This window comes from Pseudomonas aeruginosa (assembly GCF_001457615.1).
Taxonomy (GTDB): Bacteria; Pseudomonadota; Gammaproteobacteria; order Pseudomonadales; family Pseudomonadaceae; genus Pseudomonas; species Pseudomonas aeruginosa.
Genome location: NZ_LN831024.1, coordinates 3,524,286 through 3,540,623 on the forward strand (window position 1 = coordinate 3,524,286; position 16,338 = coordinate 3,540,623).

Below are 16,338 nucleotides of genomic sequence, written 5' to 3' on the forward strand. Positions count from 1 at the left end.
ATATCCGGGAGATATCGCAATGGCCGACTTACGCCAGTTCCGCCAGTTCGTCGCGGTTGCCGAGGAGCTGAGCTTCCGCCGCGCCGCTGAGCGCCTGCACATGGCCCAGCCACCGCTGACCACTGCGATCCGGCGGCTGGAAGAAGAAGTCGGCGCCAGCCTGCTGGAGCGTGACAACCGTATCCACCGCCTGACGCCGGCAGGCCGCGCGTTCCTCGACGAAGCCCGGCGCACCCTGGCCCAGGCCGAACGCACCCTGGCGGCCGCGCGCAGCGCCGCCAGCGGACGCAGAACGTTGCGCCTGGCGTTCGTCGACAGCACCATCAATATTCTGCTACCGCGCATACTCCAGGCGTTCCGCCACCAGCATGGCGCGCTGGACTTCCAGCTCCAGGAAGACACCACCGCGGGGCAACTGGAGGCGTTGCGCGAAGACCGCATCGATGCCGGCCTGATCGTCCTGCCGGTCGACCGCCAGCCCGGCCTGTACACACATCTACTGGTGGACGGCGACATGCGCGTGGCATTGCCCGAAGGGCATCGGCTGGCACGCCATGCGCGCCTGCGCCTGGAACAACTGGCCGGAGAACCCTGGCTGCTGTTTCCACGGCACTATGGGCCGGGCATGCACGACCTGATCGTCGCCGCCTGCGCGGCAGCCGGCTTCGTCCCGGAGGTGGTGCAGGAGGCGCGGCAGATGCAGACCATCGCCGGGCTGGTGGCCGGCGGCATCGGCGTCGCGCTAGTGCCTTCGCTGCTACAACCGTTGCGCCCGCCGGGGGTCACCTTTCGTCCCCTGCAAGGGCGGCGGGCGCGAATTCCCTATCGGCTGGCGCTGGCCTACCGCACGCCGTCGGAACTCATCGAACGCTTTCGCGAAACCGCCCAGGCGATCGCCGCCGCCCCGGCTTTTCGCATGGCCTAGCGCCAGTCCCTGAGCGCCTCCTCGGCCGCCAGGTTCATCGGCTCGGCAAGCAGCCCGGCGACGCCGTAGTTCACCGCGAACACCGCCTTGTCCGCCATCGGCAGGAAAGTCACCCGCCCCGCCAGCGGCTCGAACAGGAACAGGTCGTGCTCGCCGGCCCGCAGCCAGCGCCAGAGATCGACCCCCAGCGGACTCTGCGACAAGCCCAGGCGGCGGCCCCGGGACTGCTGCTCGAGAGCCAGGAAGCGGCCGCTGAGCGCGTCGAGGCGATAGCCCGGCGCCAGACCGATCAACGCGGCCAGCCCCTTCCAGCGGAAAATCCGCGCGTCCAGTTGCCAGAGTTCGCCGTCCAGCACCACGCTGCGCTCGTTGGCGCCCTCCTGGATCAGCACCCGGTAGCGCTGCGGCCCTTCGGCCTGGAAGCTCAGGGTGGCCATCGGCTGCTCGAGCTTGAGCAGCGAATAGCTGCGCAGGTCCCAGGCGAGCACCAGCAGCAGCGCCGCCACGGCGACGAAGGCCAAGCCGCAGGTGCCGCGCAGCCAGCCGAGGAACCAGGTGCGTTCGAAGAGGATGCGCACCGCGACCAGGGCGGCCAGCAAGGCCAGTAACGCGAATGCCCAGGCCAGACCGTCGTACTGCATGCAAGCGATTCCTTCTGCGTGAAATTGCGGGCATTATGCGCACCCCTCCTCCCGACGGCCAGCGAGGCCGTTTCCCGATTGGAAGCAGGTCCGGTTTTTCATGCCCTTCGAACTCGCGATAGACCCCAGCACCCTGATCATCCTGGCCGTGGTGGCCTTTCTCGCCGGCTTCATCGACGCCATCGCCGGCGGCGGCGGCCTGTTGACCATCCCTGCGCTGCTCACCGCCGGGGTCCCGCCGCACCTGGCGCTGGGTACCAACAAGCTGAGCTCGACCTTCGGTGCGGCGACCGCCAGCTACACCTTCTACCGGCGCAAGCTGTTCCATCCCGGGAAGTGGCGCTACGGTCTGCTCGCCACCGCGATCGGCGCCGCCATAGGCGCCTGGGCGGCTCACCTGCTGCCCGCCGAGTGGCTGAACCGGATGCTCCCGGTGGTGGTATTCACCTGCGGCCTCTACATGCTCTTCGGCGGCACGCCGAAGGCGCCGCTGGACGCCGATGCGCCGGTCGGACGCAAGCGCCAGTGGCCGCAAGGCCTCGCCCTGGGCTTCTACGACGGCGTGGCGGGACCGGGCACCGGAGCGTTCTGGACCGTCAGCTCGCTGCTCATGTACCCGCTGGACCTGGTCCGCGCCAGCGGTGTGGCGCGGAGCATGAACTTCGTCAGCAACATAGTGGCGCTGGCGGTGTTCGTCGCCTCCGGCCAGGTGATCTGGTTGCTCGGCCTGTGCATGGGTGCGTCGCTGATGGTCGGCGCCTATTTCGGCGCGCGCACCGCCATCGGCGGCGGGGCGAGGTTCATTCGCCCGGTGTTCATCCTGGTGGTCCTGGCGCTGACCGCGCGGCTAGCCTGGCAGCACTGGTTCAGCGGCGCCTGAGCGGCGCGCCAGGTACAGGTCGATCAGGTGCCGGGCGATCGAGCGCTGCGCCGGTAGCGGCGGCAAGGCATCGAGGGAGAACCACTGGGCGTCCTCGATCTCGTCTTCCTGCGGGGCGATCTCGCCGGACACGTACTCGGCGTGGAAACCGAGCATCAGCGAATGCGGGAACGGCCAGTTCTGGCTGCCGATGTATTCGAGATTGGCGACCTCCACCCCGACCTCTTCGCGCACCTCGCGGACCACGCACTGCTCCACCGACTCGCCGGCCTCGACGAAGCCGGCCAGGGTACTGTAGACCCCCGGCACGAAGCGCGGCGAACGCGCCAGCAACACCTCGTCGCCCCGGGTCACCAGGACGATCATGCTCGGCGACAGGCGCGGGTACTGGTGCAGCCCGCACTGCGGACACTGCATCACCCGCTCGTGGTCCTGCGCCTGCATGCGTGTGCCGCAATTGCCGCAGAACCGGTTGTGACGTGCCCAGATGCCGATCTGGCTGGCATAGCCGAGCATGCAGAACTGATCGAAATCGCCGTGCAGCATGAACTGCCGCAACGGCGCCCAGGCCATGCCCGGCAGCTCGATCGGCTCGTCCAGTTCCAGCACGTAGACCGGCTCGCCCTGCCAATGGCCGACCCCATGTTCGGCGAGCAGCGGGAGTTCCTGGCGCTTCAGCCATTCGCGGGGGAACAGCAGGCCGTTGTCGTCCTGGAGGAAGCGCTGCTGACAGTGCGCGAGCACCCAGCCGCCGACCTGGGCGGTAGCCGGCCGACCTGCCTGCCAGCGGAACTCGCCGGCCATCAGGCGGCCACCGGCAGTCCGAGCGCCTTGACGCTGGCGCTGGCCAGGTCGAGGACGTCCGGCTGGCCCTGCGGACGCAGCACGGCACCGCCCTCGAGATAGTATTCGAGACTGGTCAGGGCGTCGGCGAGGGTTTCCAGCATCTGCTCCGAAGGCATCTGCGCGGTCTCGATCATGCGCTGCTGGATGTAGTCGGCGCAGCCGCCGACCAGCAGCGCGGCGCGCTCCTGACCGAGGAACCAGAGACCGCCCCGGACCGCCTGCAGGCTGGCCGGGACGTTGGCCAGGTTGAGCTTGTCGCCATTGGATTCCAGGTACGCGGTGATCGCACGCTTGGCCAGGGCCAGGCCGGCCTTGGCCTCCTCGATCACCACGATGCGCGCCTCGGCCAACTGGTGCACGGCGAACGCATCGGCTTCCTGCCCGGGCTCCGCCGGAGTCGGCCGGATGATGCGGCGCTCGCCGCGTTCGAGGTTGCCGACCATGCTTTCCACGTAGAGCACCGCATCGGCCAGGCGCAGCAACGCCGGCGGCGAATCGGCGACGCCGCTGGCAGCCCAGGCGGCCACGGTGGGTAGCTGGGTCTGCAGGGCGGTGCCGGCCGAGTTCAGGCCGACCATGCCGAGGGTCTTGCTCAGCTTGCCCAGTTGCGCATGCAGGTTGGTCAGGCTATCCGGCTGGGCCACGCCGCGCTCGATCAGGTCGAGCATGTCCTTGACCCCGGCGAGTTCCTCGCGGATCGCCGTGGACAGCGAACGCATCACCGACTGGCCGGGGCCGGACAGGCGCTGCGATTCCTCTTCCAGCAGGTGGTCGGTGAACGGCAGCGGCGCCAGCCCATGCAGTTCGCGGACCTCGCGCGAACGCGGGCCCTGGCCGTCGGACAGCGCCACCAGGTAAAGCAGTTCCTTGAGCAGATGGCGCGGCGCCTCGTAGGCCGGGCCGATCAGCAATTGCTTGAGCTCGCGGTCGATGCGCGAGAACAGTTGCTTGCGCGACTTGCGCGGCAACAGTTGGCCATCGACGATCGACTCGATCGCCGCGGCGCCGATCCAGCACAGCCGCGAACGGGCCACCCCGCCGTGCAGGCTGTCGAGGCGCGCCAGCGCGCGGCCCATCAGCTTGAGGCTGGGATAGAGGTTCTGTTCGCGGATCAGGCCGAGCAGGCCGATCTGGTACATGTGGCGCATCCGCCGGCTTTCCTCGCCCAGTTCGGCTTCGGAAGGCAGGTGGTCGATGGCAGTGCTCGGCGGCCGCGGGATATCCAGGCGGGCGCTGAAGAAGAAGCTTTCCGGCAGCGCCGGCTGCCCTGCGGCACAGCGCACTTCGTTGATCGCCGGCAAGAGCAGCTCGGGGATCTCCTGGCGATTGGCCTCGACGTTCTCCAGGTAGCGGCGCAGCACGTACAGGGCGTTGCCCAGGGCTGCCAGCTGGCCGTCGCGCTCCTCGCTGACGCCGGTGGGAATGTCGGTCGCCAGCTGCAGGGCTTCCTGGGCCAGCAGCTCGGCGCCGGCCAGCTCGATCAGGTTGAGGGTGCCGCGGATCTGTTGCAGGCATTCGACGGCGTGCTGCAGCAGGCTGCCGTTCTGCCGCTCGGCAATGAACTGCTCAAGACCCTGTTCGGCCTGTTCCATGGTGGCGAACAACTCGTCGCGCACCAGACTGAGGGACGTGGCTCCTGTGACCATCGGTCTAGTGCGCCTCCCGCGCAAGAATATACAACGGCATCAATCAGCGAATTCCGGCTTCTGCTTGGCCATATGCGCGGCCATCGCCACCCGCAGGTCGGCGGACTGGAGCATGGCGGCGTTCCAGGTAGCGACGTACTCGAGGCCGTCGTCGACCCGGTGGTCGCGCATATAGCGGATCATTTCCTTGGTACCACGGATGGCGATCGGCGACTTCGCGGCGATCTGCCGCGCCAGTTCGAAGACCCCATCCATCAATGCGGCCTGGTCTGCGTAGGTACGATTGACCAGGCCGATGCTCCGTGCCTCTTCGCCGTCGACCATGCGCCCGGTGTAGGCCAGCTCGCGCATCATGCCATCGCCGATGATCCGCGGCAGGCGCTGCAGGGTGCCGACGTCGGCGGCCATGCCGATGTCGATCTCCTTGATCGAGAACTGCGCGTCGGCGGTCGAGTAGCGCATGTCGCAGGCCGAGACCAGGTCGATGGCGCCGCCCAGGCAGTAGCCCTGGATCGCCGCGAGCACCGGCTTGCGGCAGTTGTCGACCGCGTTGAACGAGGCCTGCAGCTCGAGAATCTTGCGACGCAGGGCGTCGGCGTTGCGGCCGACGTCCTTGCCCAGTTGGCTGCCGACCTGGGCCAGCAGCATCAGGTCGATCCCCGAGGAAAAATGCTTGCCCGCCCCGGACAGCACGACCACCCGCACTTCGTCGGTATCGTCGACCCAGCGGAAGATCTCGATGATCTCGCGCCAGAAGTCCTGGTTCATGGCATTGATCTTGTCCGGACGGTTGATCTGGACGTGGGCGATCTTGTCTGCCAGCTCCACACGGAATGCGTTGTACTCGGTCACGGCGATAGTCCTCGGCAGAGCAACTGCGCTGTCAGAACGCAGAGATTTTTGTTGTGCGGAAAATCCCGCAACTATAACAAGGGCGAGCCAAATGTCGATGCTGCACTATGTGATGCACGGCACGCCCATTGATACCGCAATCTCTTCGATGATTGCGCTAAACGCTTGATCCAACGAAAGTCCTGCTGGCATTTTCAGTCTTTTCCTTGCCGTGGAGTCCATCGTGAGCAGTCCCCTGAGCCAGGCTTTCGCACAGAACTTCCTCGGGCATTCGCCGCGCTGGTACAAGCTGACGGTGCTCGCCTTCCTCTTGCTCAACCCCCTGCTGCTATGGCTGGCCGGGCCGGTGACAAGCGCCTGGGTGCTGGTCGGCGAGTTCATCTTCACCCTGGCCATGGCGCTGAAATGCTATCCGCTACAGCCGGGTGGCCTGTTGGTGCTGGAGGCGCTGCTGCTTGGCCTGGCTACCCCCGAGGCGCTCTATGCGGAATTGCAGCACAACTTCCCGGTGCTCCTGCTGCTGATGTTCATGGTCGCCGGCATCTACTTCATGAAGGACCTGCTGCTCCTGCTGTTTTCCCGCCTGCTGCTCGGCGTGCGCTCGAAGACCCTGCTATCGCTCCTGTTCTGCCTGCTGGCCGCCCTCCTCTCGGCCTTCCTCGACGCCCTCACCGTGACCGCCGTGGTGATCAGCGTGGCGGTGGCATTCTTCGCCGTGTATCACCGGGTCGCTTCGGGGCAGCGCGCCAGCGAGGACTACGATCCCGCCACCGACCGCCAGGTCCCCGAGCTGCACCGGGCCCATCTCGAGGAATTCCGCGCCTTCCTCCGCAGCCTGCTCATGCACGCGGCGGTCGGCACCGCGCTGGGCGGCGTCTGCACCCTGGTGGGAGAGCCGCAGAACCTGCTGATCGGCCACGAGGCCGGCTGGCATTTCGTCGAGTTCTTCCGCCAGGTCGCGCCGGTATCCATGCCGGTACTGGCGGCCGGCCTGCTGACCTGCGTGCTGCTGGAGAAGAGCCGCCGCTTCGGCTATGGCGCCCAGTTGCCGGCGGCGGTGCGCCAGGTGCTCGCCGAGTACGCCGCCAGCGAAAGCCGCAAACGCGGAGCGCAGCAGAAGGCCGCGCTGCTGGTGCAGGCCCTGGCGGCGCTGGTACTGATCGTCGGGCTGGCCCTGCATGTCGCCGAGGTCGGCCTGATCGGCCTGTTGGTGATCGTGCTGATCACTGCCTTCACCGGCGTCACCGACGAACACCAGATCGGCCGCGCCTTCCAGGAGGCCCTGCCGTTCACTGCGCTGCTGGTGGTGTTCTTCGCGGTGGTCGCGGTGATCCACCAGCAGCACCTGTTCACCCCGATCATCCAGGCGGTGCTGGCGCTGCCGGCGGAACGCCAGCCGGGCATGCTGTTCATCGCCAACGGCCTGCTCTCGGCGATCAGCGACAACGTATTCGTCGCCACCATCTACATCACCGAGGTGAAACAGGCGCTGGATGCCGGCCACATGAGCCGCGAGCATTTCGATACCCTGGCGGTGGCGATCAATACCGGCACCAACCTGCCCAGCGTAGCGACGCCCAACGGCCAGGCGGCGTTCCTCTTCCTGCTGACCTCCTCCATCGCCCCGCTGGTGCGCCTGTCGTACGGCCGCATGGTCTGGATGGCGCTACCCTACACCCTGGTGATGGGCGGCCTGGGCTGGTGGGCGGTCAGTCATTGGCTTTGAGCGTCGGCACTCCGTTGACCTGGTTGCGCCATTGCCGCCAGGTGTACATTGGGATACCGGCCATCAGCACCAGGAAGCCCCAGAAGATCGCCTGCTGGCCGGTGCCATACAGCGCCCATAGCGAGTAGGCGAAGCCCAGCGAGCCGATCACCAGCAATTGCCGGCGTGAACGCGGCGAGAACTCGTCCGGTCGCACCGCCAGCAGTTGCAACAGCGCGGCGGTGCAGAACGCGTAGGGGACCACCCCGGTCATGGTGCCGAGCAGGATGATCACGTTGAACACATCGACCAGGTCGCCATGCCCGTCGACCATCACCAGCGCCGTCACCAGCAGCCCCGAGGCCAGCAGGCCGTGGGCCGGCGCGCCGTTCTTGTTGAGCTGGCCGAGCGACTCAGGGAACAGCCCGTCGCGCGCCGGAGCCACCGGGATCTGGCCCTGCAACAGGACCCAGCCATTGAGCGCGCCCAGGCAGGCGATGACCGCCCCGGCAGCCACCAGGTAGTAGCCCCAGTCGCCCATCAGGATCCGTGCCGCGTCGGCGAACGGCGAGGTGGAGCGGGCCAGCACCTCCGGCGGCATCAGGCCCTGCACCGCAGTGATCGAGAGGATGTAGAGGGCCGCCGCGGCCAGCGTGCCGAACAGGGTCGCGCGGGGAATGGTGCGGCGCGGGTCCTCGACGTCGTCGGCCGGCACGGTGGCCGACTCCAGGCCGATGAACGACCAAAGGGTCAGCGCCGCGGTGGTGGCGATCGCCTGGGCATAGCCCATGTTCGGCAGCTCGCTGCGCGCCGGGATCGCCAGGTGCTCGGGATTGAAGTGGAACCAGCCGAGGATACCGACCAGCAACAACGGCAGCAGCTTGAGGATGGTCAGCAGGTTCTGCACCACGCTGAAGGTGCCGATGCCTCGCAGATTGATCAGGGTGCACAGCCAGATCGCGGCGATGGCCACGCAGACCATCAGCAGCGGATCCGCCAGCGCCGGGATGAACACCCGCAGGTAGCCGACCAGGGTCACGGCGATCGCCGCGTTGCCGATCCAGGCGGCTTTCCAGTAGGTCCAGGCGCACAGGTAGCCGGCGAAGCTGCCGAAACCGTCGCGGGTATAGGCGTAGGGGCCGCCGGCGCCGGGGTTGACCCGCGCCAGGCGGGCGAAGGTCAGCGCCAGCAGCACCGCGCCGGTGCTCGACACCAGCCAGCCGAACAGGCTGAGCCCGCCGAACGCCGCCAGGCTGGAGGGAAGCAGGAAGACTCCCGAACCGACCATGTTGCCGATCACCAGCGCGCTGCAGGTCCAGAACCCCATGCCGCGCTTGCCGGCCTTCTCTCCCCCCGCCATCGACACCCCTTAGCCTGTCGGCCTCATTCTTTTATGCATTCAACGGTATAGCAGCGCCCGGACGGTCCGTCCTGATGCTGCAGGCCGTGCACATCGGAGTCGAAACCAGGGAAGGCGCGCTCGAAGGTCCGCGCGAACTCGAGATAGTCGAGGATCGAGCGGGTCGCCTCGGTGAAGCGCTCACCCGGCATGATCAGCGGGATACCCGGCGGATAGGGTACCAGCATGACGGCCGCGATGCGCCCTTCCAACCGAGCGATCGGTACCGCCTCGACCTCGCCGCGCACCAGCTTGTCGTAGGCCTCGGACGGCCGCATCGCGACCTCCGGCAGCACCGTGTACATGCGCTTCATGGCCTTCGCCGTGGCGTTGTCGCGGTAGCTGGCGTGCATGGCGTCGCTGAGGTCGCGCAGGCCCACTCCGTTGTAGCGCTTGCCGCCGGCCTGGGCCACGGAGGGCAAGACGTCGAGCAGCGGCAGGTTGGCGTCGTAACAGCGCTTGAATTCGAGCAGTTCGGTGACCAGGGTGCTCCACTTGCCCTTGGTGATGCCCATCGAGAACAGCACCAGGAAGGAGTAGAGACCGGTTTTCTCCACCACCAGCCCGCGCTCCCAGAGGAAGCGGCTGACGATGGCAGCCGGAATCCCCTGCTCGCTGAGCTTGCCGCCGGCGCTCAGGCCCGGGGTGGTCAAGGTGACCTTGATCGGATCGAGCAGCACGTAGTCTTCGGCGATATCGCCGAAGCCGTGCCAGTCGGCGCTCGGCTCCAGCACCCAATCATGGGTGCCGACCTGATCGGTGCCCTCCACCTGCTCCGGCTGCCAGACGCCGAACCACCAGTCGTTCCGGTCCAGGTTCTGCCGTACGTTGGCCAGGGCCCGGCGGAAGCTGAGGGCCTCGTCGAAGGTCTCCTGGATCAGCGAACGCCCGGCGGGCCCTTCCATCATCGCCGAAGCCACGTCCAGCGAAGCGATGATGCCGTACTGCGGCGAGGTCGAGATGTGCATCATGAAGGCTTCGTTGAAGCGCGCCACGTCCAGCTTCCGGGTCCCGCCATCCTGCACGTGGATCATCGAGGCCTGGCTGAAGGCGGCGAGCATCTTGTGCGTGGAGTGGGTGGCGAACACCAGGGGTCCCTCCTCGCTGCGCGAGGTGCCCATGCCATAGCGTCCGTCGTAGAACTCGTGGAACGCGGCATAGGCGTACCAGGCCTCGTCGAAGTGCAACACTTCGACGCTGTCGCCGAGGGTCTGCTTGATCAGCTCGGCGTTGTAGCACAGGCCGTCGTAGGTGGAGTTGGTCACCACCGCCAGCTTCACCTTCGGCTCGCGACCGCGCGCCAGCGGACTGGCGGCGATCTTCGCGGCAATCGACTCCTTGCTGAATTCGCTCAGCGGGATCGGCCCGATGATTCCCAGTTCGTTGCGTTCCGGAGTGAGGTAGAGCGGTATCGCCCCGGTCATGATGATCGAGTGGAGGATCGACTTGTGGCAGTTGCGGTCCACCAGCACCAGGTCTTCGCGACCGACCATGGAATGCCAGACGATCTTGTTCGCGGTGGAAGTGCCATTGATCACGAAGAAGGTATGGTCGGCGCCGAAATTGCGCGCGGCACGGTCCTCGGCCTCGGCCAGGGGGCCGGTATGGTCGAGCAGCGAGCCCAGCTCGGGGACCGAGACCGACAGGTCGGAACGCAGCGTGTTCTCCCCGAAGAACTGGTGGAACGCCTGTCCCACCGGACTCTTGCGATAGGCGACACCGCCGCCGTGGCCCGGCGTATGCCAGGAATAGTTGGACTGCGCGGTGTGCTCGACCAGCGCACGGAAGAATGGCGGCAGCAGCCCGGCCAGGTAGTTGCGCGCCGCCCGGGCGACCTGGCGGGCGAGGAACGGCACGGTGTCTTCGAACAGGTAGAGGATGCCGCGCAACTGGTGCAGGTCGGCCATGGACTCGGCCGGCGCGTTCTCGATGGTCACCTGCTCGCCGAGGGCGAAGATCGGCAATTGCGGCGCCCGCACGCGGGCCACGCGGATCAGTTCGACCACATCCTGCAGCAGGCGCTGGTTTTCCCCGGCACCTTCGGCGGCGACCAGGATGCAGGCCAGGCCGTGGTGGGTGGAAGCGACGATGCGCCCCTCGGCGGAGCTGGCGGTGGAGAGAATGCTGAAGCCGTCCTGCTCCAGTTCGTGGGCGATGCCCCGCACGCGTTCGCCGGCAACGGTGTCGGCCTTGATGTCGCGATGGACGATGAGGACGGGAAATTTGAGGTCTTTATACATTGTTGATCCCGAGCAGCAGGCGGGCGAACCCCGCCGGTCGGCTCAGGGTAGAGACTTGCCGGCACGCGCGTAACCCCCGGCGGCTTGCCCTTGTAAGAAAAGGTCGCGGCAACACAAGTCGGCGCGCCGCGCTTGCCTCCGCTCCCGCCAGCGAGGAGCATGGACCTCTCTGCCCTGCTACGGAGCGACAACGATGCGCAGCGCTTATCGGATCGTCAGCGATCACTATGCGGCCTCTAGCCGTGGGGACCTCGCCGGAATGCTGGCGGACATGGACGAACGCACCGAATGGACGGAAATGGCCGGTTTCCCGCTGGCCGGCACCTATGTCGGCGCGGCCGCCATCGGCGCCGGTGTGTTCCAGGCCTTGCAGCGGGACTGGGAGGGCTTCAGGGTCGAGATCGAGCGCCTGATCGACGGCGGCGACAGCGTGGTCGCCGTCGGTCGATATGCAGCGACCCACCGTCGCAGCGGCAAGTCGTTCGAAGCGCGCGTGGCACACGTATGGACGGTGGAGGACGGCAGGATCCGCCGTTTCGAGCAGTTCTGCGACACCTTGCTGGTGGAGCGGGCGACGCGCTGAACGCGGCGCCCGTGGTGCATGGGCAGGCTATTCGCCGACCGGCGCTTCCAGTTGCGCCCAGAGCGACGGACCACCTGCCGACTTCTCGATCACCGCCAGCCGCGCCGCATGCGCAGCCAGCTCTTCGGCGTTGGCGCGCAGCACCGGGGTGGCGACCCGCGCCGGATCGAGCCGACGGATCGGGCTGACCATCGGCCGGCCGCTGCCGTCGCCTTCCGCGCCGCTGCCGGCCAGCGACAGGCTGGTCTGGCCGCCGGTCATCGCCAGGTAGACGTCGGCGAGGATCTCGGCGTCGAGCAACGCGCCGTGCAGGTCGCGGCCGGAGTTGTCCACGCCGTAGCGCTTGCACAACGCATCGAGGTTGTTGCGCTGGCCCGGATGGCGCTCGCGGGCCATCAGCAGGGTATCCAGCACCGAGCAGTACTCGGTCACGTCCGAGCGGTCCTGCTGGCCCAGCAGGGCGAACTCGTTGTTGATGAAGCCGATATCGAACGCCGCGTTGTGGATGATCAGCTGGGCGCCGCGGATGAATTCGAAGAAATCGTTGGCGACCTCGCGGAAGCGCGGCTTGTCCTTCAGGTATTCGTTGGTGATGCCGTGGACGGCGATCGCCCCTTCGTCGACCTCGCGATCGGGTTGCAGGTAGACGTGGAAGTGGCGACCGGTCAGGCGGCGCCCCTCCAGCTCGACACAGCCGATCTCGATGATCCGGTGACCATCGGTCACCGGCATGCCGGTGGTTTCGGTATCCAGTACGACGCTACGCATCTATAGAGCCTTTCTCTGTTTCGCTGCAGCCGTGGCTGCTGAACGCTTGTTTCGGTGTGGCCGCTCAGCGCGGCAATTCGGCGACGCCACGGTTGGCCAACTGGTCGGCCCGCTCGTTGCCGGGGTCGCCGGTATGCCCGCGGACCCACTGCCACTCCACCTGGTGCCGGGCGACCTGTTCATCCAGGGCCTGCCAGAGGTCGGCATTCTTGACCGGCTGCTTGCTGGCGGTCTTCCAGCCGCGCTTCTTCCAGTTCGGCAACCATTCGGTGATGCCGCGCATCACGTATTCCGAGTCGGTGATCAGACGGATCGGACAGGAACGCTTGAGTGCCGCCAGCGCCTGGATCGCCGCCATCAGCTCCATGCGGTTGTTGGTGGTGTCCGGCTCGCCGCCCCAAAGCTCTCGCTCGGCGCCCTTGTAGAGGAGCAACGCCCCCCAGCCGCCGCGCCCAGGGTTGCCCTTGCAGGCGCCGTCGGTATAGATCACTACCTGTTCTTTATCTGTCATGCCTAAATTTCGGAATCTCGCCGGCTGACTTTCGCCACCGGCATGGGCACCAGCTGACCGCGCGGTTCGCGCTTGCTCTGGCGCAACGGGCGCAACCCCACGACCAGCTTGCGTGCCACCAATAGATAGAAGCCGGCGCCCGAAGACTGCCAGGCGTCGCCCCAGCGCTCCAGGCGAGCCAGGCGCGATTGCCAGGCTGCCGACGCAAGCGGCGGACGATAGCACCCGAAGCGCCGTTTCTCCAGCGCGAAGCCCAGCAGGTTGAGCCAGTCGCAGGCCCGCGACGGAGGAATGCAGCGGGCCTGGCGCAAGGCATCCCCGGCGAAATAATGACGGATGCCCCACAGGCTCCATGGGTTGATGCCGATCAGCAGCAGGTGGCCGCCCGGACGAACGGTACGCGCGGCTTCGCGCAGGAGACGGTGAGGCGACAGGCAGAAATCCAGGCCGTGTTGCAGCAGGACCACGTCCGCGGCATGTTCGCTGAGCGGCCAGGCGCCCTCTTCGCAGGCGATGTCCACGCCCGGCAGCGGCGGCCCCAGGCGCACACCGCGCTGAATCTGCCCGGTGCTCGGCGGCAGTTCGGCATGCGGTCCGTAGTGCACCAGGTAGCCACCGAAGTAACGGGTCAGCTCGTCGCACAACAGGCGTCGCTCCTCGGCCAGCATCAGGCTGCCCAGCGGGCCCTGGAACCAGTCGCGCGCCCGGTTGATCGATGCCAGCCACTCGGCATCGGTCTGGGCGAAGGCTTGCGGTTCGTTCATGCGTACCTCCAGCGTCTTCCCCTTCGCGGCGACGGACGCCGGCACGACGGGAAAATAAGCAATACTATGCGCCAATGACTTCTGCTTAGCGACATCGACCCATGATACAGATCGACGCCCTGTCCGCCTTCAACGACAACTACATCTGGCTGTTGCAAGATGCGACAAGCCGTCGCTGCGCGGTGGTCGACCCCGGCGACGCCAAGCCGGTGGAAGCCTGGCTGGCCGCCCATCCCGACTGGCGGTTGAGCGATATCCTGGTGACCCACCACCATCACGACCACGTCGGCGGCGTCGCGGCCCTGAAGGAACTGACCGGCGCGCGGGTTCTCGGCCCGGCCAACGAGAAGATCCCGGCCCGCGACCTGGCGCTGGAAGACGGCGAACGGGTCGAGGTGCTCGGCCTGGTCTTCGAGATCTTCCACGTGCCCGGCCATACCCTCGGCCATATCGCCTACTACCACCCGGCGGAGACGCCGCTGCTGTTCTGCGGCGACACCCTGTTCGCCGCCGGCTGCGGCCGTCTCTTCGAAGGCACCCCGGCGCAGATGCATCATTCCCTGGCGCGACTGGCCGCGCTGCCGGCCAACACCCGGGTCTACTGCACCCACGAGTACACGCTGAGCAACCTGCGCTTCGCGCTGGCGGTGGAGCCCGACAACGCGGCGCTGCGGGAACGCTTCGAGGAAGCGACCCGGCTGCGCGAACGGGACCGCATCACCCTGCCGTCGGAAATCTCGCTGGAATTGTCGACCAATCCATTTCTTCGCGTTTCGGAAAATTCTGTTAAGAAAAAAGCCGACCAGCGGAGCGGCCAGCAAAACCGCACCCCGGAGGAGGTTTTCGCCGTCCTGAGGGCCTGGAAGGACCAGTTCTGAAGGTTGGCGAAATCTTGACCACTCTTGAGGTCATTTCTAGAATCGGCTGAATTTTTGCCCGGAACAGCACTCAGCCGATGCCGCCACAGACACGTAAAACCCCCGATCTAGACGCCCTGGCTCGCGCCGTTCGGGTGTCCATCCTGCTCATCGCCGGTGCGCTCGCCGGCTGCCAGGGCAGCGGCCAGATCAAGGGGGAGGCCCAGGCCAAAGCAGCACGTCCCGGCGCCCGAGCCGTCGACGTCCAGTTCAACCCCTCCTGGCTGCATACCCAGCCCGGCCAGAACGCCGCCTACAACGACATCTGGGACCGCATGCGCGACGGTTTCCAGCTCCAGGATGCGATCAGCACCAACCCGCGCATCGAACGCCAGCGCCTCTGGTTCCTCAGCAACCAGTCGTTCCTCGAACAATCGAGCGCGCGCGGCAGCCTCTACATGCACTACGTGGTCGAGCGCCTGGAAGAACGCAACATGCCGCTCGAACTGGCGCTGCTGCCGGTCATCGAAAGCGCCTATAACCCCTTCGCCCTGTCGCGCAGCAACGCCGCCGGCCTCTGGCAGTTCATTCCCGCCACCGGCCAGCATTTCAACCTGCGCCAGACCAATTTCTACGACGGTCGCCGCGACATCACCGCCTCGACCAATGCCGCCCTGACCTATCTCGAGCGCCTGCACGACATGTTCAACGGCGACTGGATGCTCGCCCTGGCGGCCTACAACGCCGGCGAAGGCACTGTCAGCCGCGCCATCGAACGCAACGAGAAACTGGGCCTGCCGACCGACTACTGGAACCTGCCGCTGCCGCAGGAAACCCAGGACTACGTACCCAAGCTGCTCGCCCTCTCACAGATCGTCATGGCGCCGGATTCCTACGGCATCAGCCTGAACCCGATCAACAACGAGCCCTACTTCCAGGCCGTCCGGGTCAAGCGCGGGATCGACCTGTCCAGCGTCGCCGCGCTGGCGAACCTGGACGAGGACGAGCTGTACCAGCTTAACCCGGCCTACAAGCGCCGCGTGACCATGGACGGCCCCCAGCAACTGTTGGTGCCGATGGAGAAAGCGGCGTTCCTGACCGCCTCGCTGGACACCCTCAAGCCGAAGGAAGTCACCGCCTGGCAGCAATACCGGGTGCGTAGCGGCGACAGCCTGCACAGCATCGCCAACCGCTATCGGATCACCGTAGCGGAGCTCAAGAGCGCCAACCGCCTGTCCAGCAACCACCTGCGCAAGGGCCAGCAACTGAGCATCCCCGGGCAGATCGCCGGCGGCGCCGTCAAGCCGGTCTACCAGCAACTCGCCCGACAGGCTTCCACCCCGGCCAGGACCCGCTCCTATAAGGTCAAGAACGGCGACAGCCTGTGGCAGATCGCCCGCAACAACGGCGTCGACGTCAACGACCTGAAGCGCTGGAACGGCCTGGACAAGCACGCCCTGAAGGTCGGCCAGACCCTCAAGCTGCAAGGCGGCACCCAGGCCCTGGCGGCCCGCAAGGGAAACGCCGCCGGCAAGCGCGACAGCGCCACCTACTACAAGGTCAAGCAAGGCGACTCGATGTACCTGATCGCCAAGCGCTTCAATGTCGAAATGAAGCACCTGCAGCGCTGGAACCCGCGCAGCAAGCAGGCGCTCAAGCCCGGCCAGACCCTGACCCTGTACCTGGACACCGCGAGCCGCTGACAGCCCATTGCAGGCCGT

15 protein-coding genes are annotated in these 16,338 nt (G+C 66.7%); 6 read left to right on the top strand and 9 right to left on the bottom strand.

What is annotated here, in order from left to right:
* Positions 1-19: 19 nt before the first annotated feature.
* A complete protein-coding gene (locus AT700_RS16015; RefSeq protein WP_003117685.1) occupies positions 20-925 on the top strand; it encodes a LysR family transcriptional regulator in 906 nt (301 codons plus the stop codon).
* Here AT700_RS16015 and AT700_RS16020 read toward each other — a convergent pair.
* Entirely contained in the window at positions 922-1,566 is a 645-nt protein-coding gene (locus AT700_RS16020) for a hypothetical protein (protein ID WP_034038481.1), read from the bottom strand. The two genes, AT700_RS16015 and AT700_RS16020, sit on opposite strands and share 4 nt — an antisense overlap.
* A 100-nt stretch (positions 1,567-1,666) precedes the next feature.
* On the opposite strand from AT700_RS16020, the gene AT700_RS16025 reads away from it, so the two are divergent.
* Positions 1,667-2,446, top strand: a complete 780-nt coding sequence (locus tag AT700_RS16025) for a TSUP family transporter (protein WP_048521144.1) — start codon at positions 1,667-1,669, stop codon at positions 2,444-2,446.
* Here the strand turns inward: AT700_RS16025 and nudC are convergent.
* From nudC to AT700_RS16040, 3 genes are read right to left on the bottom strand one after another with little or no spacing between them, the layout of a single operon-like run.
* Positions 2,414-3,250 (bottom strand): NAD(+) diphosphatase, encoded by an 837-nt coding sequence (gene nudC / locus AT700_RS16030; protein WP_048521145.1) that lies wholly within the window; start codon positions 3,248-3,250, stop codon positions 2,414-2,416. The genes AT700_RS16025 and nudC overlap by 33 nt on opposite strands.
* Positions 3,250-4,938 (bottom strand): type IV pilus/biofilm regulator FimL, encoded by a 1,689-nt coding sequence (fimL, locus tag AT700_RS16035; RefSeq protein WP_003098159.1) that lies wholly within the window; start codon positions 4,936-4,938, stop codon positions 3,250-3,252. Before fimL ends, nudC begins: the two co-directional genes overlap by 1 nt.
* A gap of 39 nt (positions 4,939-4,977) precedes the next feature.
* Positions 4,978-5,790, bottom strand: coding sequence for a crotonase/enoyl-CoA hydratase family protein (locus AT700_RS16040; protein WP_003087972.1), 813 nt, complete (start codon positions 5,788-5,790; stop codon positions 4,978-4,980).
* Positions 5,791-6,013: 223 nt separating this feature from the next.
* Here AT700_RS16040 and nhaB point away from each other — a divergent pair, with 223 nt between their 5' ends.
* On the top strand, positions 6,014-7,516 hold the full coding sequence (nhaB, locus tag AT700_RS16045; RefSeq protein WP_003113594.1) for a sodium/proton antiporter NhaB: 1,503 nt from the start codon (positions 6,014-6,016) through the stop codon (positions 7,514-7,516).
* Here the strand turns inward: nhaB and AT700_RS16050 are convergent.
* Both AT700_RS16050 and ldcA read right to left on the bottom strand, forming a co-directional pair.
* Positions 7,500-8,855, bottom strand: coding sequence for an amino acid permease (locus tag AT700_RS16050; RefSeq protein WP_003087965.1), 1,356 nt, complete (start codon positions 8,853-8,855; stop codon positions 7,500-7,502). The two genes, nhaB and AT700_RS16050, sit on opposite strands and share 17 nt — an antisense overlap.
* A 23-nt stretch (positions 8,856-8,878) precedes the next feature.
* Positions 8,879-11,134 carry a lysine-specific pyridoxal 5'-phosphate-dependent carboxylase LdcA gene (ldcA, locus tag AT700_RS16055; RefSeq protein ID WP_003087961.1) on the bottom strand — a complete coding sequence of 752 codons (2,256 nt, stop codon included), beginning with the start codon at positions 11,132-11,134 and terminating at the stop codon, positions 8,879-8,881.
* Positions 11,135-11,327: 193 nt separating this feature from the next.
* Between ldcA and AT700_RS16060 the strand changes: the two genes are divergently transcribed.
* Positions 11,328-11,717 carry a nuclear transport factor 2 family protein gene (locus AT700_RS16060; protein WP_003132809.1) on the top strand — a complete coding sequence of 130 codons (390 nt, stop codon included), beginning with the start codon at positions 11,328-11,330 and terminating at the stop codon, positions 11,715-11,717.
* 27 nt (positions 11,718-11,744) lie between these two features.
* Here the strand turns inward: AT700_RS16060 and dnaQ are convergent, their stop codons facing one another.
* The 3 genes from dnaQ to AT700_RS16075 all read right to left on the bottom strand — a co-directional run bounded on the left by dnaQ (position 11,745) and on the right by AT700_RS16075 (position 13,760).
* On the bottom strand, positions 11,745-12,485 hold the full coding sequence (gene dnaQ, locus AT700_RS16065) for a DNA polymerase III subunit epsilon (RefSeq protein ID WP_003087958.1): 741 nt from the start codon (positions 12,483-12,485) through the stop codon (positions 11,745-11,747).
* A 64-nt stretch (positions 12,486-12,549) separates the two neighbouring features.
* Entirely contained in the window at positions 12,550-12,996 is a 447-nt protein-coding gene (rnhA, locus tag AT700_RS16070; protein ID WP_003087954.1) for a ribonuclease HI, read from the bottom strand.
* Positions 12,997-12,998: 2 nt separating this feature from the next.
* A complete protein-coding gene (locus AT700_RS16075) occupies positions 12,999-13,760 on the bottom strand; it encodes a methyltransferase domain-containing protein (RefSeq protein ID WP_003087952.1) in 762 nt (253 codons plus the stop codon).
* A gap of 101 nt (positions 13,761-13,861) precedes the next feature.
* On the opposite strand from AT700_RS16075, the gene gloB reads away from it, so the two are divergent.
* The gene (gene gloB / locus AT700_RS16080; RefSeq protein WP_003098141.1) at positions 13,862-14,638 is read left to right on the top strand and encodes a hydroxyacylglutathione hydrolase; all 777 of its coding nucleotides are present in this window, start codon (positions 13,862-13,864) and stop codon (positions 14,636-14,638) included.
* Between the two features lie 77 nt (positions 14,639-14,715).
* Positions 14,716-16,320 (top strand): lytic transglycosylase domain-containing protein, encoded by a 1,605-nt coding sequence (locus AT700_RS16085; RefSeq protein WP_003120244.1) that lies wholly within the window; start codon positions 14,716-14,718, stop codon positions 16,318-16,320.
* The last annotated feature ends 18 nt before the right edge of the window (positions 16,321-16,338 follow it).